The sequence below is a fragment of the bacterium SCSIO 12844 genome, assembly GCA_024397935.1.
Classification (GTDB): domain Bacteria; phylum Pseudomonadota; class Gammaproteobacteria; order Francisellales; family Francisellaceae; genus M0027.
Window position 1 is genome coordinate 2146292 of record CP073743.1, and the last position, 20067, is coordinate 2166358.

20 protein-coding genes are annotated in these 20067 nt (G+C 33.2%); 6 read left to right on the forward strand and 14 right to left on the reverse strand.

Translation table 11 applies throughout. The features are described 5' to 3' along the window. Nucleotides 1-17: 17 nt before the first annotated feature. From KFE69_09605 to KFE69_09615, 3 genes are all read left to right on the forward strand, one after another. A complete protein-coding gene (locus KFE69_09605) occupies nucleotides 18-1613 on the forward strand; it encodes a bifunctional aspartate transaminase/aspartate 4-decarboxylase (GenBank protein ID UTW41759.1) in 1596 nt (531 codons plus the stop codon). Continuing rightward, on the forward strand, nucleotides 1585-2061 hold the full coding sequence (locus KFE69_09610) for a hydrogenase maturation protease (protein UTW41760.1): 477 nt from the start codon (nucleotides 1585-1587) through the stop codon (nucleotides 2059-2061). Before KFE69_09605 ends, KFE69_09610 begins: the two co-directional genes overlap by 29 nt. Before the next feature lie 151 nt (nucleotides 2062-2212). Next, nucleotides 2213-2800, forward strand: a complete 588-nt coding sequence (locus KFE69_09615; protein UTW41761.1) for a hypothetical protein — start codon at nucleotides 2213-2215, stop codon at nucleotides 2798-2800. 5 nt (nucleotides 2801-2805) lie between these two features. Here the strand turns inward: KFE69_09615 and KFE69_09620 are convergent, their stop codons facing one another. From KFE69_09620 to KFE69_09680, 13 genes are read right to left on the reverse strand one after another with little or no spacing between them, the layout of a single operon-like run. After that, nucleotides 2806-3888: an alkene reductase gene (locus KFE69_09620; protein UTW41762.1), complete on the reverse strand. Its 1083-nt coding sequence runs from the start codon at nucleotides 3886-3888 to the stop codon at nucleotides 2806-2808. Between the two features lie 22 nt (nucleotides 3889-3910). Continuing rightward, nucleotides 3911-4321, reverse strand: a complete 411-nt coding sequence (locus tag KFE69_09625) for a hypothetical protein (protein UTW41763.1) — start codon at nucleotides 4319-4321, stop codon at nucleotides 3911-3913. A gap of 32 nt (nucleotides 4322-4353) precedes the next feature. Next, nucleotides 4354-5283 (reverse strand): hypothetical protein, encoded by a 930-nt coding sequence (locus KFE69_09630; GenBank protein UTW41764.1) that lies wholly within the window; start codon nucleotides 5281-5283, stop codon nucleotides 4354-4356. A 29-nt stretch (nucleotides 5284-5312) separates the two neighbouring features. Beyond that, nucleotides 5313-6629, reverse strand: a complete 1317-nt coding sequence (locus tag KFE69_09635) for a nickel-dependent hydrogenase large subunit (GenBank protein ID UTW41765.1) — start codon at nucleotides 6627-6629, stop codon at nucleotides 5313-5315. Further along, entirely contained in the window at nucleotides 6616-7437 is an 822-nt protein-coding gene (locus KFE69_09640) for a sulfhydrogenase subunit delta (GenBank protein ID UTW41766.1), read from the reverse strand. Before KFE69_09640 ends, KFE69_09635 begins: the two co-directional genes overlap by 14 nt. A gap of 2 nt (nucleotides 7438-7439) precedes the next feature. Then, nucleotides 7440-8291 (reverse strand): FAD/NAD(P)-binding protein, encoded by an 852-nt coding sequence (locus tag KFE69_09645; protein UTW41767.1) that lies wholly within the window; start codon nucleotides 8289-8291, stop codon nucleotides 7440-7442. Between the two features lies 1 nt (nucleotide 8292). Next, a complete protein-coding gene (locus tag KFE69_09650) occupies nucleotides 8293-9390 on the reverse strand; it encodes a 4Fe-4S dicluster domain-containing protein (GenBank protein ID UTW41768.1) in 1098 nt (365 codons plus the stop codon). A gap of 12 nt (nucleotides 9391-9402) precedes the next feature. Then, complete coding sequence (gene hypE / locus KFE69_09655; protein ID UTW41769.1) at nucleotides 9403-10437, reverse strand: hydrogenase expression/formation protein HypE; 1035 nt, start codon at nucleotides 10435-10437, stop codon at nucleotides 9403-9405. Then, a complete protein-coding gene (hypD, locus tag KFE69_09660) occupies nucleotides 10438-11541 on the reverse strand; it encodes a hydrogenase formation protein HypD (GenBank protein ID UTW41770.1) in 1104 nt (367 codons plus the stop codon). Continuing rightward, on the reverse strand, nucleotides 11538-11768 hold the full coding sequence (locus tag KFE69_09665; GenBank protein ID UTW41771.1) for a HypC/HybG/HupF family hydrogenase formation chaperone: 231 nt from the start codon (nucleotides 11766-11768) through the stop codon (nucleotides 11538-11540). Before KFE69_09665 ends, hypD begins: the two co-directional genes overlap by 4 nt. Then, nucleotides 11728-14034 (reverse strand): carbamoyltransferase HypF, encoded by a 2307-nt coding sequence (hypF, locus tag KFE69_09670; protein UTW41772.1) that lies wholly within the window; start codon nucleotides 14032-14034, stop codon nucleotides 11728-11730. The genes KFE69_09665 and hypF overlap by 41 nt, the downstream gene beginning before the upstream one ends. Then, nucleotides 14031-14759, reverse strand: a complete 729-nt coding sequence (gene hypB / locus KFE69_09675; protein ID UTW41773.1) for a hydrogenase nickel incorporation protein HypB — start codon at nucleotides 14757-14759, stop codon at nucleotides 14031-14033. Before hypB ends, hypF begins: the two co-directional genes overlap by 4 nt. A 16-nt stretch (nucleotides 14760-14775) precedes the next feature. After that, entirely contained in the window at nucleotides 14776-15117 is a 342-nt protein-coding gene (locus KFE69_09680) for a hydrogenase maturation nickel metallochaperone HypA (GenBank protein ID UTW41774.1), read from the reverse strand. Between the two features lie 168 nt (nucleotides 15118-15285). On the opposite strand from KFE69_09680, the gene KFE69_09685 reads away from it, so the two are divergent. Beyond that, the gene (locus KFE69_09685) at nucleotides 15286-16473 is read left to right on the forward strand and encodes an acetate kinase (protein ID UTW41775.1); all 1188 of its coding nucleotides are present in this window, start codon (nucleotides 15286-15288) and stop codon (nucleotides 16471-16473) included. Between the two features lie 272 nt (nucleotides 16474-16745). Next, the gene (locus KFE69_09690; protein UTW41776.1) at nucleotides 16746-17225 is read left to right on the forward strand and encodes a hypothetical protein; all 480 of its coding nucleotides are present in this window, start codon (nucleotides 16746-16748) and stop codon (nucleotides 17223-17225) included. 14 nt (nucleotides 17226-17239) lie between these two features. On the opposite strand, the gene KFE69_09695 is transcribed toward KFE69_09690, so the two are convergent. After that, the gene (locus KFE69_09695) at nucleotides 17240-17857 is read right to left on the reverse strand and encodes an outer membrane beta-barrel protein (GenBank protein ID UTW41777.1); all 618 of its coding nucleotides are present in this window, start codon (nucleotides 17855-17857) and stop codon (nucleotides 17240-17242) included. A gap of 125 nt (nucleotides 17858-17982) precedes the next feature. Here KFE69_09695 and pta point away from each other — a divergent pair, with 125 nt between their 5' ends. Beyond that, nucleotides 17983-20064 (forward strand): phosphate acetyltransferase, encoded by a 2082-nt coding sequence (pta, locus tag KFE69_09700; GenBank protein UTW41778.1) that lies wholly within the window; start codon nucleotides 17983-17985, stop codon nucleotides 20062-20064. The last annotated feature ends 3 nt before the right edge of the window (nucleotides 20065-20067 follow it).

Sequence of the window (20067 nt, forward strand, 5' to 3'; positions counted from 1 at the left end):
AGGAGTAGGAGTTTTCTATGACTAAACAACCTAAGAAACAAGCGTTAAGTCCATTTGAATTTAAAGATGAATTAATCAAATTAGCTCAATCAAGCCAGGACCATGCCATGTTAAATGCTGGTCGTGGTAATCCAAATTTTCTATCAACCATACCCCGTTATGCTTTCTTAAAACTGGGGCACTTTGCCGTTAAAGAATCAGAACGCTCTTATAGCTATTTAGAAAATATTTTTGGTGGCTTACCTGAAAAAAAAGGTATCGTTGAGCGATTTGATCACTATGTCATGCTACATGAAAAAGAAAATGGCGTCTCTTTTTTAAGTGCTGCATTATCGTTTGCTAATGATCATTTAGGTATTGAAAAGGAAGATTTTTTATTTGAAATGGTTAATGCCTTTTTAGGCTGTAACTATCCATTCCCACCGAGAATGCTACCAATCTGTGAAAATATTGTCATGCACTACCTACAAAGTGAACTTTACCATAAAAGTGATACACCTTTTGCATTTGATTTATTTGCAACAGAAGGTGGTACTGCATCAATGACATACATTTTCCAATCAATAAAAATTAATGGTTTACTAAAAAAAGGGGATAAGATTGCTATGATTACCCCTATTTTTTCACCTTATCTTGAAATTCCTGAACTTCCAGAATATGACAATGAAATTGTCCATATTCATGCCAAAAAAGAACATAACTGGCAAGTCCCTCAATCTGAATTAAAAAAACTTGAAGATACTTTAATAAAAGTACTTTGTACTGTTAATCCAAGTAATCCGCCATCCTATAAAATGGATGATCAAACACTTCAAGGTATTGCTGATATTGTTGAAAAGAAAAATAAAAATTTAATGATTGTCACAGATGATGTCTATGCAACCTTCTCTGATGATTTCGAGTCATTATTTTCACGCTGCCCTTTTAATACCTTATGCGTTTATTCGTTCTCAAAATACTTTGGTGCTACTGGTTGGCGATTAGGTACGATTGCATTACATAAAGAAAATATATTTGATCAACTAATAAAAAAATTGCCTGCTAAAACATTAAAACAATTAGATCAACACTATGGTTCATTAACACGTACACCACGTGACTTAAAATTTATTGATCGTTTAGTTGCTGATAGTCGCTCTGTTGCACTTAATCATACAGCTGGCCTATCATTACCTCAGCAATTACAAATGATGTTTTTTGCACTATCAAGCTTATTAGATAGCCAAGAAATTTACAGAAAATCTGGAAAAACATTAATTCGACGTCGATATAATATCTTATTTGAATCTATCTCGCCCAAATTAAAAGCACATGATAATGCTAATTTAGTTGGCTACTATACGCTACTAGATTTAGAAGATTTAGCCAGTACTTTATTCTCTAAAGCTTTTGCTAAGTGGGTATTAAAAAATACTCAAGGCTCTGATGTTTTAAAACGTCTTGCACTAGAAACTGGTGTAGTTTTATTACCTGGACAAGGATTTGATGTAGAACATCCTTCTGCTCGCGTTTCTCTGGCAAATTTGAGAGAATATGATTATCGACAAATTGGTTTATCCATCCGCAAATTATTAGATGAGCACTATGAGTTATTTAAAAAATCAAAATCATAAAAAAACAATCTTAATTCTTGGTATTGGCTCACCATTTTCAGATGATCAGTTTGGCTTTAAAGTTGCACAATACTTGCAACAAGTGCTAACTGATCAACCCAATATCACAATTGAAATTGCAGATCGGCCTGGCTTGAATTTATTAAGTTTTCTTGATGATAATTACCAAAAATTAATCTTAATTGATGCAGTTAACGCTAATCAAGAACCTGGTACTTCATTTTATTTTAAAGCAGATGAAATTACACAGTTTAATGGCTTTTTATCTTCACATAACTTAGGCATTGCTTATGCATTAAGTTTACACCAAGCACTAGGTAACTCACTAAGTCATATTTATTTTTATGGTGTTCAAGCAAAATTTTTAAATCAAAAAGACACTATATTATCTGATGAAGTAATAACTCAAATACAACCGATAGCTAAAAATATCATTAATAGCATATAGAAAACATTATTTGATTATTTTTCTATCATTTTATATTGTTTCATTGCAGATTTATTGTTATTTTTTATCTTAAGCTTTAATTTATTCAAATATATTATTGCCATTTTTATACGCATTAATGATGTAAATACGATAACTTTAGGAGTTTATCATGAAAAAAGTAATATTTGCACTAAGCTTAATTGCAGCAACAGCTTCTGCTAGTTATGCCACAACCTATGAAGTTTATAGCCAACCTAATAAAGGATCTCAAGTAGTTTCGGCAATTAATGATCAAAATAGTAATCAATATATGCCATTTTATCAAAAAGGACATTGGGTTAAAGTTGCTGATACGGCAACTGGTAATACAGGCTGGATTAATATTCAACCTACCTCGGCTAAACAACAAGCTAATTATCAGAAAAAATTAAACGCAATTAACTCAGAGTATCAGCAATTACAAGCACAACGCCAAATCTTTGAGCAAACCTATCAAGCAGCAGTTAACCAGTTACAGTACAAAGCACAGCTGATAGAAAACCAAATGAATCAAGCTCAAAATGCAAACTCAAACCCTCAAGCAACTGAACAAACTGAAGTCGTTCAACAATCATTTAATTCTTTCAACGTTCAAGTGAATAAAGACGGTAAAACTGCTACTGTTACTAGAGAATGGTTAGGTAAAGATGGAAAAATGCATAAGCAAACTAAACAAGTCCCAGTTAGCGAGTTACAAAGCGTTGCAATTGGCGTTTAACTAATCTAATTTGTCTCCATAAAAGGATAATCAATATATCCTTCTCTACCTTCATGATAAAATGTTGTAGAGTCTGGCACATTTCTTTTCGTATCATATTTAAATCGCTCAACTAAATCTGGATTGGCAATAAATAACTGTCCCCAAGCTGCAGCATCAGCACAACCTAACTCAATTACAGCTTCTGCTTCTAATTTTGACAATTGCTGATTGACAATATAAGGGCCACCAAAAGCATCTTTAAGTTTTTGGGCTAAGTTGTCCTTTCCTAGATTTGCTCGCGCAAAAATAAAAGCAAGATTTCTTTTGCCTAATTGCTCTGCAATATAAGTAAATGTTAAAAGTGGATCTGAGTCACCCATATCATGAGCATCACAGCGCGGTGCTAGATGCATGCCGACACGACCACTACCCCATACATCGACAACTGCATCAGTTACTTCAAGCATAAAGCGAGCACGATTTTCAAGAGAGCCTCCATAATAATCTTCTCGCTTATTAGTACTATCCTGTAGAAACTGATCTAATAAATAACCATTAGCACCATGAATCTCAACACCGTCAAATCCAGCTTTTTTAGCATTTTCAGCGCCTTGTCTGTATGCTTCTATTGTTTGTTCTATCTCATCTAAAGTCATTGCTTTAGGTGTTTCAAAGTCACGAATAGGACGAACTAAACTTGGATGTCCTTGAGGTTTCACAGCACTTGGCGCTAATGGTAATTTATCATCTAAATAAATTGGGTCAGAAATTCGTCCCACATGCCATAATTGCAGTAAAATTTTTCCATTTGCTTTATGCACACTATCTGTTACTTTCTTCCAACCTTCTATTTGAGCTTCACTCCAAATTCCTGGTGTTCTAGGATAACCCACACCCATTGGACAAACAGAAGTAGCTTCAGTAATTATAAGTCCTGCTGTTGCTCTTTGCTGATAATAGGTAGCCATAATATCAGTTGGTACTCTTGTTGCACTATCAGCACGACAACGTGTTAATGGCGCCATAATAATACGGTTATCAAGTACTAATTGACCTAATGTAACCGGCGTGAAAAGTATGCTGTTAGCTGTATGATTTGTTTGCATAAAATAATCCTTTAAATACTATTTATTCTTTTGAGCACGGCTTTACCATAACAATATTTTTATATGTAGGTACCACAAAATTACCTTCAAGCTCATTTCTTACAGTTGCTACATTTACAACATGATAATCTTGATTTATTAAAACTTGTGCATTTTTTTCATCAGTTATCGCAATCGTTTTTAGTTTATCATTAACTAAAGTAAAAATCGGTTTATTTAATAACTTTTTACTCAACTGCTTAAGCAATTCTGCATTTTCTTTATTTAAACTAAATTTCAGCATATGCTCTGACTGACATAATTGATCACTTTGAAAAGGAATGACAATCAATGGATTTTTATCTGCTGCTAATACAACTTTTATTAAGCAAATAGAGACGATTATTGCAATTAGAAGTGTAATTAAATTATAAATAAATGTTTTTCTGTTCATGATATTCCATCATTTTGCCAATTACTTTTAATTTAGTGGCCAGGGTATCGATTTTTAATAAAAATATAAACAGAAAATAGCAATATTATTGTAAATATTCCTCCTCCAATTAATTCTGAATAATTTGAAATAACATCAACTAATTGATTTATAAATAAACCACCATTTATATTAAATAAATTCAATAATTCAAATAACCCAAGTAATATGGAAATTACCAAAGCTAAAGATGAAATAATAAGCTGGTATTTTTTATAATACTGCTTATTGTCATTCGCAATTGATACAAGTTTTGCCATTACTCCTGCACTTAATGAATCAACTAATGCCATTCCCAATGCAAAAGCTAAAGGCAATAACAAAATAAAGCTAATTGAAATGCCATTGATATAAGAACTTGCTGCAAGCCCTAATAATCCAATTTCTGTTGCTGTATCAAAACCAAGACCAAAAATAAAACCAATAAAATACATTTTATAGGGCTTATTAATTGAAGCTAACAAAGGGGTTGTTAACTTTGATATAAAACCAACATTCTGATTAATTTGATCATGTTTTAATAACTTCACAATAAAGATACAATTAATAAATGCCATTAACCATAAAAAAATAATTGATGTTAATGCACCAATATACATACCTGATGTCATCACCATAGATGATTGTTCTTTAAAAATACTAATACCAAAGATCAGCAAAACTGTCATAATAAGCACAATACTAGAATGACCTAATGCAAAATAAGTTCCTGTTGTTAAATAGTATTTTTTTTCAACAGCAAATTTACGCGTTACATTATCAATAGCAACAATATGATCAGCATCGAAACCATGACGTAACCCAAGTAAAAATGCAACTAATACCATATAAAATACAATCATATGACTTTGTAAGATAAGTAATGTCAATAACCAAAATACTAACGCTACTAAGCTATAGCACTTAAAAAAATGTTTAAACATAAAGGATAATTCCAATGATTTAAATAGGATTAATTTCGAGTAACATTTAATGTTAGAAAATGCGCAGAACAAGAAATACATGGATCATAATTTCGAATCACCATTTCAGCATGTAGTCGTAATTCATCATCAGCTCGATCTAGGCCAAATTTAGTTAATGATTGCTTTAAATCCGCTTCCATACAAGCTAAATTTTGTGCCGTTGGCGGTGTTATTCTAATTTTACTAGCCAAGCCTTGTTCATCAAACTCAAAATAATCTATCTGAACGCCTCTTGGTGCTTCGCTAGCCCCCCATGCTTTACCTTTTTTAAAGGTAACATCAACATAAGGTTTCTCTGGATACTGATAATTACGGCAAATCGCTAAAATTTCATAAAATGCATAATAACACTCAATAGACCTTGCTAAGATACTATGAAAAATATTATTGCTTGGAAATGACACTCCCGTTTCATTGGCTAAATCTTTTATCTTTTGTGGTAAGCAATCAAAATTTAAATTAAAACGTGATAGTGGTGAAGTTAAATAAGGTTTGCCATCTTTAGTTGAATGTAATGCTGTCGATTGAGGCACATGAAATTCTTTAAAATGTTCATCCCACTGATCAATATGAAACTTTAATCCTGTACTGGTAATAACATGATCTGCGATTACCGGATACTGGCCTGATTCATCACAAAGTGCTACTTGAACTAAATCGTCAAACTCAACATCAGGGTAAGGTAATGTTGCAAACCAACGAACTACAGCTTCAGCATCAACTAATGCATCTTCCAATCGTATAATCAATTCATCAATTTCTTTTTGTTTCGGCGCGCGATAAAATCCACCCACCTTAATTGCACCTGGATGCACAGAACGGCCACCAAAAAGTTTTAAGATATCATTACCTAATTGTTGTAGTTTTACACCACGTTTAACTTCATCTGGAAAATCTTTTGCCATTTCAATTGCTGAGTGATAATTCAGAAAATCTGGTGCTGCTAAAATATGCGTATGTAAATAATGTGATTCCGTCCACTCAGCTAGATACATCACACGACGCATAGAATGTACCCAAGGTGTCACTTCGACATCAAATGCTCGCTCCATTAATGTCACAACACTCATTTGATAGGCCATAGGACAAATACCACAAATCCTTGCAACGGCATCAATAATCTCGTTTGGTTCACGGCCTTCTAAAAACTTCTCAAAATATCTAGGTGGTTCATAAATTCTAACATGGCATTTAGTAATTTCATTTCCTTCAATAACAAGATCAAGCGCACCTTCGCCTTCTACACGCGCTAGAATTGGTACTTCAATTGTTTTTACATTTTTGGATGATTCATTTGTGTTCATTTAAATCACCTGCTTCCTTAAATCCTGTTTGTTGGTTATTAATAAAATGATATTTACGTGCTATCTCAGCATCAGTTAATCCCATTTCTTTTAATTTATTTGTCATTGCATCAAAGTTGGCATATTTTGAAGCACCATAACAGCCATAACAACCTCGATTAATTGCTGGGCATAATGCATCGCAACCATTAGCCGTTACAGGGCCTAAACATGGCTCACCTTTTGCAACCATAACACAAGTAATCCCTCGGTGCTTACAAGAGACACAAACAGGGTCAACAACCTTTTCAGGCTCTACCTTAAATAATAATTGTCTCACAGCATGGTACATTTGATCTGCGCTAACAGGACAACCAGATATTTCAAAATCTACGTTAACATAATCTTTAATTGGTTTTGCTGTATCTAAATCACTGGCTTCAACTACATGTGGATGATCTGGGTAAACTGCTTTAATCCAATTTTTAAATTCTTTTGCATCAATATTATTTCTTAGTCCTTGAATACCGCCAGAGACAGCACAAGCGCCCATTGAAATTAAATAACGGCTATTTTCACGAATCATTTTAATTCGTTCTACATCATGTTTAGTATTAATACTACCTTCAATAATTGCAATATCAACTTTAGCTTCTTCATCAACCGCACCTGCTTCAGCAAAATGCTTAATTTCAACTAAGCCTGAAAGTTCTATTAATTTTATACCCTTATTGATAAAAGCAAGTTGACAACCATCACAAGAGCTAAATTTATGTACGGCTAATGTTGGTTTTTCTGGAACATTTTTTAAAGGGTCGTAAGCTGACATAATTATACTCCTTCAATTGCCAATAATTTTTCTACTTGTGGATAAGCATAGACAGCACCATCTTTACAAACAAATTCCTTACCCATCTGACAATGCCCACAATGGCCTACTGCACACTTCATACTACGTTCAAGACTGATATAAATTTGAGCTTCTGGTACACCTTTTTTAATAAAGGCTTTAGCAACATTAATCATCATAATCTCTGGACCAACACTCATTACAATTGTATTTGCATAATCAATATCCAGATCATCAATTGCTTCAGTGACAAAGCCTTGATACCATTTCCATGGACCAAAAGACTCACCTTCTGTTCTTGTTATAATGACTTCTGTATTCGCCAACTCATTCCAACGTATATATTTATCTTGATAGATTAAACCATCACTATGGCGTAAACCTTGTACAACATAAAGTTTACCAAAACGCTCTCTTTCTTGTAATAAGCATTCAGTTAAAGCAACTAAAGGTGCATTACCTAAACCTCCTGTCATAATAACAACATCTTTCCCATAAGCATTTTTAATCGGCCACTGAGTACCAAATGGTCCGCGAATACCTACTCGATCACCCTTTTTTAATTTAGCCATTCCTTTTGTTACACGCCCAACAACTTGTATCGTATGTTCAAAACGGTTTGGACTAAATTCTCGATCATTGACAATTGAGATTGCAACTTCACCAACACCATAGAGGTAAATCATATTATATTGGCCTGGTTGAAAGCGATATTTCTCTCTTAATTGAGGATCTGTTAACTCTAGACGTAGGGTAAAAATCTCATCGGCATCTTGTATAAACTCAATGATTTCTGCTTCAAAGGGTAAATATACATCATCTTCTATAATCATTTTATTCCCCACAAATCGTATTGATTTCATCTGTAACATCAATTTTAACTGGACACCAAGTAATACAGCGCCCACAGCCAACACAACCCTTCGTATCAAATTGATCTCGCCATGTTCCAAATTTATGCACTAACCATTGACGGTAACGATATTTAGGTTTTTCTCTATATAGCTCACCATGGGTATAACTGTGATCTAAACCAAAACAAGAATCCCACTCTCTTAAATGCTCTGTTTCATTGCCATCTAATTTAGGCTCATCTTTTTCTGTATGACAAAAACAAGTTGGGCAAGCCTGTGTGCAGCTACCACAAGAAAGACAGCGTTTTGCAACATCATCCCACTGTGGATGGTCTAAATTTTGTTTTAAAGTTTCTTCCATAATCGGCACTTCTGGTACTTTTTTTACTTGTTGTGCAGCTGTTGTTTCAATCTGTTTAATTGCTTGATTAATTTGGCTTGTTGTTGCTTGATTTAATTGAAGCTGAGTTAATACTTGCTCTCCTTGATCTGAACCTGACTCAACCACAAAACCACTATCAATTTCAGTAACTGCCAAATCAAAGCCTTTATTGGCTTTAGGTTGATCACCCAAACTGACACAAAAACAGTTATGATGACAACTAGTACAATTAGCAGCGATAATAAATAATTGCTGACGTCTTTTTTGATAACGAATATCATGATAGGTATTATCAATAAATACCTTATCTTGAATCTCTATTGCTCGCAAATCACAAGGCCTTACACCAAAGATTGCATACTTTGGAATATGCGCTGACTTTTCAAACGAAAGTTTACCTTCAGCATTACGTTTTACTTTCCAAAGTACCTCTCTTTCTTCAAATAATAGTGGTTTAATTGACTGAACTGGCACAGTCCAACCAAAAGCGCGCTGACTATCTGTTTTTTTAATTGCATAAAATGCTTCTTTCTGCTCATCAACATACCCCCAAGGCAGTTGTGAAGCTTTATCAACTGTATCATAAACAATCGCCCCATCATCAACGACAGGAGCCTTAACTTCAAAACCTGCGCTTTTTAAAATATTAATTAAATTGTCTAGTTTTTCATAAGGTAAAAAAAGTTGTTGTTTCATATCTTAAACCCATTAACAAATTCTTGGCAATTGTTCGCCACTTAACCAATCGACTCGTCTTAAACCACCAAATGCAGTTTTCATAGCTACATAAGGACTCTTTTGATCATTTAGTTTAGTTACTTCTGCTATAATCTGTGCATTTTTACCTTTTGGATGGTTTCTTAAATCTTTTAAAACTTGATCTGCTTGATTTTGATCACAGAGCATTAATACTTTACCTTCATTAGCAATAAATAATGGATCAAGCCCTAATAACTCACAAGCAGATAACACTTCATTTGACACTGGTAATTTTGCTTCATCAATTTCAATACCGATGCCATATTCATGCGCCCATTCATTTAATGTTGCAGCAATACCACCTCTGGTTGGATCTCGCATTGCTTTAATTGATGCATTAGAATTAAGTAGATTAGAAATAAGATCATTTAAATGGATTGAGTCACTTAAAATTTTTGTCATAAACGTTAAGTTTTCTCTTTCTGACATCACAGCAACCCCATGATCTGCGATATTGCCATTAACAATAATTTTATCACCTGGCTTTACTATTTCTTTAGCTAAAATATGTTGTGGTTTTATCACACCAATACCTGAAGTATTAATAAAAATACCATCTGCCTTACCTTTCTCAACCACTTTTGTATCACCTGTAACAATAGAAACACCCGCAGTTTCAGCAGCTTTTGCCATAGAAGTTACAATCGTTTTTAAATCACTTAAAGGCAGCCCTTCTTCTAAGATAAATCCAACTGAAATATATAATGGTGTTGCACCTGAGACAGCTAAGTCATTAACTGTTCCATGTATTGCTAATGAACCAATATTTCCTCCTGGGAAAAAATAAGGCGATACAACATAGCTGTCGGTTGTATAAGCTAACTTACCATTTATTTCTGGTAAAACAGCCTGATCTTCTTTTTTATTTAAATAAGGATTATCAAATGCTTTTAACATTAGTTGGTCAATTAGGCGATTCATTGACTTACCACCTGAGCCCATGGATAGATCAACAACATCTTTTTTAAAATTAAGTTTTATCATTTAAGCACTCCGACTATATTGATAATGAGCAGCACATGCACCTTCTGAAGAAACCATACAAGCACCCATCGGCTGCTCTGGTGTACAAGCAACACCAAATAGTTTGCAGTCTAAAGGCTCTTTAATACCTCTTAAAATCTCAGGACATGCACATGCTTTGTGTTCAATACCTTTTACTTTAGGTATTGAAAATATTTTTTCCGCATCATATTTTCCATATTCTTCGCGTACTTTTAATGCACTTAAAGGAATAAACCCAAGCCCACGCCACTCAAACTCTGAACGCAATTGTAAATAGTTATCTGTTAATGTTTGAGCACATAAATTCCCTTTCTCAGTCACTGCACGTGTATATTGATTTTTAATACTCAAATCACCATCATTAATCATTTCTACAAGCATTAAAATTGATTGCAAAATATCTAGCGGCTCAAAGCCAGAGATAACAATTGGCTTTTGATATGTATCTGCAACATCCTTATAGGCATTACTACCAATGACAATACTGACATGAGAAGGACCAATAAAGCCATCGATTTGTACAGGATTACTACTGGTTAATATCGCACTCATCGCTACAGGTGTTAAAACATGGTTACAAAAGACAAAGAAATTATTTAAATCTTCTTTAATTGCCCTATCAATTGCTACAGCAGTTGGTGGTGTTGTCGTTTCAAAGCCAATTGCAAAAAAGATCACTCGTTTAGCTTCATTATTTCTTGCTAACTCTAATGCATCATCCACTGAATAAATCATTCTTACATCAGCACCACGCGCTTTTGCTTTAAGTAAACTGTCCTGATTAGTGCCTGGCACACGCAACATATCAGCATAACTACAAAAAATGACATCCTTTTGTGATGCTAACCAGATTGCCTGATCGACCCGAGCAATGGGCAATACACAAACTGGACATCCAGGACCATGAATCATTTTGATATTTTTAGGTAATAAATCACTGATTCCATAACGATGTAACGCATGAGTATGACCACCGCAAAATTCCATCAATCGATAGTTTTTATCTTCTTTTGATGCCTGATGAATTTTTTCAAATAACTTTTTAGCAACTTTTGGTTGTCTAAAAGATTCAATATATTTCATAGCGATTGCTCCTCTAGCATCACTTTAAAGTCATTTAATGTTTTTTCTGCTTCAAGCTTATCTAATTTATTTAGTGCATAACCAACATGGATAATAACAAAATCATCGATAAATACTTCATCGGATAATAGTGCTAATGATATTTCCTTAGAGACACCACCAACATTAACGATTGCCCGCAGAGGTTCAATCAATTGCGTAATTTGTGCAGGAATTGCCAGACACATAATTTTGATCCCTTATATTATTTAATTTTTCTTGATGTATTTTTGCTGCAATAAAAGCTTGCCCTAATGAAATACCACCATCATTAAATGGTAAGAATTTTGGTATAAACACATTCAGTTTATGTTCGTTTAATTGCTTATATACTTGACTTAATAGGATGTTATTTTGAAAGCAACCACCATTTAAAATAATTTGATTAACCTTGTTATTTGCTGCAGTTTTTATTATCCACTGAGCTAAAGCATAAGCAAAACTACCATGAAATAATTCGCTTGCAGCTTGAGTTGATTTATTTATTTTTTCATTTATTACACTATGAATTAATGCACTGAGGTCCAATTGATTTTTGTCATTAATCTCAAATAATGATCGATTAATTTTAATTTGTTTAACCAATGACTCCAAACGCATAGCAGCTTCTGCTTCATAAGTGCTATAGTGACAAACATTCAATAAACTACTAACTGCATCAAATAATCGACCACAGCTTGTTGTCGTAACATTGGTTCTACGTAATTTTAAAATTTGTTGAAATTCTTTTGATCTTGGTAATATATCAAGGTATTCCAATGATTGTAAATTAAATTGCTCTTTTAGAGCAACTGCCATACGCCAAGGTTCTTTCTGTACTTTATCAAGTGAAAAGTAACTCATTGGCAGTAAACTACCACAACGGTTAAACGCAAACTTTTCTGAATTATATAAAAATAATTCACCGCCCCAGGCTTGAGCATCATCACCATAACCATAGCCATCTAAAATCACGCCTAAACAGTCACCTTGAATTTGATGCTCTGCTATCACAGAGGTCATATGCGCCTTATGATGCTGAACTGGATAAATCGGTAAATTAAGTGATGCTGCAATCTCCGTTGGATAAAAATCTGGATGTAACTCGGTTGCAATTGCATCAAACTTAATTGCATAAAGACGTTGGATATGTGCTAATGTTTCACAGAAATACTCAACTGTATATTGACTATCCAAATCACCAATATGCTGAGTAACATAAGCTTTATTTTTATTTACTAAGCATAAGGTATTTTTTAAATGACTACCTAAAGCCAGTATATTAGGTAGTCTTTCATCTAAATGAATAGCTTTAGGTGCATAACCTTTAGCCCGACGAATAATATTGGTCTTATTATCATTACAAACTACAACAGAGTCATCACAGCGCATACTGATCACTCTATTATGATCAACAATGATATCTGCAATCTCTTGAAGCTTTTCTTTTGCTTGATTATTATCAGCAATAACAACATCACCGCTTAAGTTAGCACTGGTAACAACCAATAAAACATCATTTTTTTGCTTTAACCAATCTGACTTAGTAGGCCTACCTAATAGTTCATAAAATAATAAATAGTGTATGGCTGTTGAAGGTAACATAATACCTAATTTATCTAATCCAGGACTTAACGTATTGGGTAAATTTATCGCTTCTTTTTCTTTAAGTAATACAATCGGTGCTGCAAAAGACTCAAGCTCAGTCATTTCTCGATCTGAGATCTCAACATATTGACTAATTGACTGAGTATTTAACGCCATTAATGCAAATGGCTTATTTGCTCTTTTTTTACGCTTTCTTAACTCTGAAAGTACCGATTCATTTTTAGCATCGACAATTAAATGAAAACCAGAATTTCCCTTTAAAGCAATAATTTGACCCTTTTGTATTGCTGTTGCTACATTAGATAAGTTATCTGATAGTTGTGGTCCACAGTCTGAACACGCCGTTGTCTGTGCATGAAATCTACGATTAAGTGGGTCTGTATAAGCTTTTTGACAATTAGTACATAAGTTAAAATCAACAAATGCTGTTTTATCACGATCATAAGGTAATTGATTAATTGCAGCATAGCGTGGACCGCAATTAGTACAACTGATAAATGGATATAAATAATATCGACTATTAGCATCAAATAATTCATTTAAACAATCATCACAAATTTTAATATCAGAAGAAACATCTGTTAATGCAGCACCATAATCACTTTGTGAAATTTTGAAACAATCAAATGCTTGCTTAATTTCAATATACTTAATATCAAATAAATCAATTTTAGCTAATGAAGGCAAATTAGATAAAATAGCTGTTTTAACTTGCTCAATATCAAGTATATCTAGCACAATATTGACACCAAGCGGTGTATTTTTAATAAATCCTTTCCAATGATAACTTTCAGCTAACCTATAGATAAAGGGACGAAAACCAACACCTTGCACTATGCCATTTAAAGTTAAAGATAATGCTTTCACACCAATAAGCCTTTAAGCCACTGATACCAAGTATCTAAATGAGTTAACTGTTTAACCGAAACTGTGATTACTTGAGCCTTTGGTTGTATTTTATGAATATTTTCCTTAAGTTTATCTACATTAAAATCAACATATTCTAATAAGTCTACTTTATTAACAACAACCAAATCAGCACCATAAAACATATCAGGATACTTTAAAGGTTTATCATCACCTTCAGTTACTGAAATTAAGACGATACGTTTATTTTCACCTAAATCAAATAATGCCGGACAAATTAAATTACCAACATTTTCAATTAACACAAACCCATTAGGCTTGATATCTAAATGCTCAAATGCGTGTGACACCATATGAGCATCTAAATGACAGGCTTTACCTGTGTTAATCTGATAGGCTTGGGCACCAGCTGCTCGAATGCGATCAGCATCAAGCTCGGTATATTGATCACCTTCAACAACTGATATTGGATATTGGCTCGATAAATCTTTTATACTCTGAACTAATAATGAAGTTTTACCAGAACCAGGACTTGATACAAAATTTAATAATACACTTTTCTTTTCATCAATAAATTTTCTATTTAATTGTGCATAGTGTGTATTTGTCTCTAATATGGCTTTTTCTAGTTCAATACTTTCATGAACATGGGCATGATGATGAGGATTTGCATCAGTTGCTTCTAATAAGTCTTCAGTATTTTGACAACCACAAGTTGTACACATAATTTTAATTCCTTTCCTATTTAAGCTGAATTTTTTGCACTAACATTTCCATACCTGATAGAATTTTTCTATCATAGGAATTACAAAATGGACAAGCTTGATATAATTTCTCTAAGTCAAATTGTTGATGACAACTAATACACTGTGCACTACCTTCTATTTCTGTAACTTCTATCGTTGCTGAATCAAGTGATGTACTTTTGACTGCTACTGGAAACCAAAATTTTAGAGACTCAATATCAATTGCTGCTAACTTTCCAATTGTTAGAATAATTTTTTCAACTCTAGTTTGAGACACTTGATTTAACTTTTGATCAACAATTTGGATAATATTCTGACAAATTGAAAATTCATGCATTACGGTGTTTCACTAGAATTATTTAATATGAAGCAAGTATACCATAACTATAACCATAGATAACATGACATAAATCAAGTTTACATTGGATTTCTTGAAAATTTATACTTATCTTAACGCAAGCTTATGACTATAATAAATCAATAAACAAAATTAAAGTTGAATACTGTGTCTGAAAATCTAGTCTTAACTCTAAACTGTGGCAGCTCATCAATTAAATTTGCTTTAATTTCTCTACAGTCTCAAAAACTAATCCTGCAAGGTCTCGCTGAAAATATTGGACAACCTGACACCTTATTTAAATCAACCTATTTAAATGATACTCCTATACTTAAACAACTCAGTCAAGCTAGCTATGAAAGTATATTTACAGAAATTAAAAATGAATTAACTAAATATAAACTGATTGATGATGTAAGAGCAATTGGACATCGAGTCGTTCATGGTGGTCACTTATTTCAAAATGCTACAATCATCGATTCAGCAGTCATTAACACCATTGAATCATTAATACCACTAGCGCCACTACATAACCCTCATAATCTATCAGGTATTAAGTTCTGTCAAAAAGTGTTTGATCATTTACCTCAGATAGCTGTTTTTGATACAGCCTTTCATCAAAGTATCCCTCAAAATCATTATGTATATGCATTACCTTATGAATTATATGAGAAACATCATATTAGAAAATATGGATTTCATGGTATTAGTCATCAATATTTAACATTAAAAGCAGATCACATTCTGCACAAAACAAAAGGTAACTATATAACACTTCATCTTGGCAATGGTTGTAGTGTTACTGCAGTTAAACAAGGTAAAAGCTTTGATACATCAATGGGGTTTACACCTTTAGATGGCTTAGTAATGGGTAGCCGATCAGGTAGCATTGATCCCGGTATCATAACTTATTTATCAGAGAAGTTACATTTAGATATCAAACAAATAGACCATCTATTGAATAAGCAAAGCGGATTATTAGGTTTATGTGAACACTCAGATATGCGCCAAATTGAGTCATTAGTTCATAATGATGATAAAAAAGCTAAACTTGCTTTAGATTTATTTTGTCAACGAGTTACCTTTTTTATATCTGCTTATTTTGCCTATTTTGAAAAGCTAGATGCGATTATTTTTAGTGGTGGCATTGGTGAAAATTCGAGTTTAATACGTCAATTAATCATTAATAACCTTAGGAACTTAAATTTCTTAATTGATCAAAATAATAATAAGCAACATGGGCAAGAAAGTAATTATCATATTAATTCATTTGGCCACCCCACTGTATTAGTTATTCCAACGAATGAAGAATTAATGATTGCAAAAGAAACTGAAAAACTCACAAAATTTGTATAAAATTTAATCAAAAATATATTAAGCAGATGAAATCATTCCTATGTTGTTGAATTTTTGCACATAAAATTATAGGTTATCCTACATAATATTTTATGTAGAGGATTGCGCCATGCCACAACTAACAGCTTCATTTTTTGAAATCGCAGAGACAAAAAAAGAAATAGATCCAGTTATATTAAATCAATTGTACAGCGATTCAATATACAATTGAAAATGGTCATGCCAATCTCTTTAGCTCATTAATTAAAGAACTCAATGTTAGTAGTGATCTAATGATAAGTTACGCTAAGCTTGCCACAGAACTGGGTGAATCAGATATTCTTGAATTAACCCTTAACCAATTAAAGCTTGATACTTCACCTACCTTTGGTATCTTTGTCAATGATTTAGCAACGGTTGCTGCTAGTAACAATAAAAATAATATCATTGAGTTACTATCAAATAACTATTTACTAGATTTACAATCTCAATCAATGACACTTGCAGAAACTGCTACAAAAAATGACCATTATGATACCGTTGAATTTCTGCTTTCCTATATAAAAGAGCATGATGCAGAAAAGTTAAATGATACATTTAACTTAAATGAAACAACCTATCACTTAGCAGAAATTGCTGCTGCAAATGGTCATGAGGAATTAGCCGAAGAATTAGCCGAGTGTGCCAATACCCAACCTGAACGCCCACCTCAATTATTTGATGCTATTCCTAACCAAGACTTACTTCAAAGGATGGGGTTTGGATATGATTAATACAACTAAATAACTTAAAACGTATAAGTAACCCCGCCAGTAATAGCATCAATATCTGAAGCATCACCCGTTCCTTGTGTGCCATTTACAGTTACATCACTATTACCAAATATATGCATATACTGAATAAAGAAGTTAAAACCTTCATATTGGTATCCTACGCCACCGGCTACTGTAAAATTCCAAGAACTACTCCAATCGACTGTTACGACATCGCCTGATTGTTTAGAGTAAGGATGAACATACGAAATACCACTTTTGACAAATAGATCCAGTCCAGTTGAGGTTAATAATTTTACCTTTGCTAAAATAGGAATGATTAAATTGCTAACCTTTACACTTCCGCCATCTTTTTCATCATATTTTGCCAAGTCATTACCATAAAATATACCTGTTTCAGCACCTACAGCTAATGTATCTATTAAGGCCAAATCAGCGCCTATAGTTGCACCATAAAAAAAGTTCCCTTTCTGTGTATCTGCTTGCCAATTACTAACATTTGAATTGACTTGTGCATAACCCATTTGAGCGCCTACAACAATACCTGATTTAACCTTTGTTGATTTTGCATATGCGCTTGTCATAAATAGGCTAATAAACAAATACAAAATGAATAATGATACATGCTTCATCCATTTAATCTCCATAGAAAATATAATATCCTCTTACAAGTTTAGATGTGTATATAGCATCCAGCCAGGCATTTGGTATAATAAGATTTATATTTTTTTATTCAATGCTGGGATACATATATTCAATGGCTTTACCTATATTTTTACTACCTACCAGTCAAAATACTGGTTTAACCTCATTACAATTAGGTTTTGAGTTTGCACTTGACCAAAGGGGATATAGCATTTACAAGTTTAACCCTTTAACAGATACAGATTTGACGCCTAAAGAAATTGAAACTTATCTAGCTAATGATGATTTAACCTCACTACTAGAATATTTACTAGATTATGCTAATACAGCTTCCAATGGCAAAGATATTCTACTTGTCAAAGGCAGTATTATTAAACCAAGCTTACAGGCAGATTTTGGTTGGTTTACTCAATATAAGAGTCAATTTAATCAAGCGTTAATTCAAGCATTAAATGCTTATGTTATTTTAGTAACAAGTCCTTTGAATAAATCTTTAGTTGAAATAGAGCATGAATTAGCACAAGCAAGCTTAAAAATTGAACCAAGTAACCTGATTGGTGCAATTATCACTAAATTAAATGCACCAGTTGATCAATCGGGTAATATTAGTTTTAGCTTACTTGATGAAAAGCCACCAAAACTTAAATATAAACTATCTAAAAAAGATATTGAAAAATTACCAATTTTTTCTGAATCAAAGCTAAAACTAATTGGTATTACCCATTGGAAAAATACACTAACAAACCCAAGACTTTCAGATATAAAAACATTTTTAAATGTAGATATTTTAAATGAAGGTGACATTACCAAACGGCGTATTAAAACCATCACTATGTGCTCAAGGACCATTAATCGGGTTGTAGATGAATTAAACCCAGGCACTTTAATTATTACTTCAGCAGATCGATCTGACATTATTATTGCTGCAACTTTAGCCAATCAAAAAGGCATTCGAATTGGTGGGTTATTACTAACTGCACGTGATAATTTAAACAAAGAAGTATTCCAATTCTGCTTAGATCAAGCTAAGGAAACAAGCCTACCCATTCTTACTACCAAAAATAAAAGTATTAGCACAATCCTAAAATTAACTGACCTTGATTATAGTGACCTTCCTGTTGATGACCATGAACGTATTCAATTATTAAAAACTTCTATCTCAGATGAAATCAATATAGATGAAATAGAAAATAAACTTCATTCACAAGTTGTCAAAAAAATGTCTCCAGCTGCCTTTCGTTATTATCTAATGCAAAGAGCTAGATCCAATTTACGTAGCATCGTATTACCTGAAGGTACTGAACCAAGAACGATTCAAGCAGCTGTATTTTGCAACCAGCGTAAAATAGCTAATTGCATTCTACTTGGTAAAAAAAGTGAAATCTTATCCGTTGCTGAATCACATGGCATTACAATTACTGAAGATATGATAATTATTAATCCAAGTGATATTAAAGAACAGTTAATCGAACCACTTGTTCAACTACGTAAACATAAAGGCATCACGGAGTCTATGGCTAGAGATGCCTTAGAAGGCCCTATTACTCTAGGCACGATGATGGTACAACAAGGCTTAGCTGATGGACTTGTATCTGGTGCAGTCCATACAACTGCTGATACGATTCGTCCAGCTTTAAAATTAATTAAAACAAAAGAAAATTATCATATCGTCTCATCGGTATTTTTTATGTGTACCGCTGATAAAGTACTTGTCTATGGCGATTGCGCAATTAACCCAAACCCTACAGCTGATGAATTAGCTGAGATTGCTATTCAAAGTAGTGAGTCAGCCATTTCTTTTGGTATTGAGCCTAAAATTGCTATGATTAGCTATAGCACAGGCTCATCAGGGACAGGTAAGGATGTTGAAAAAGTGAGAAAAGCCACTGAAATCATTAAACAGAAAAGACCTGATCTAGTTATTGATGGTCCAATGCAGTATGATGCAGCCATTGATCCAAAAACAGCTAAAACTAAAGCCCCCAATAGCCCTGTTGCAGGTAATGCGAATGTGATTATTTTTCCTGATTTAAATACAGGTAATACCACTTATAAAGCCGTTCAAAGAAGTGCTAATATTTTAAGTATTGGCCCAATTCTTCAAGGTTTAAACAAACCTGTTAATGATTTATCCCGAGGTGCTACTGTTGATGATATTATTTATACAATTGCTATTACAGCAATTCAGGGTTAACTA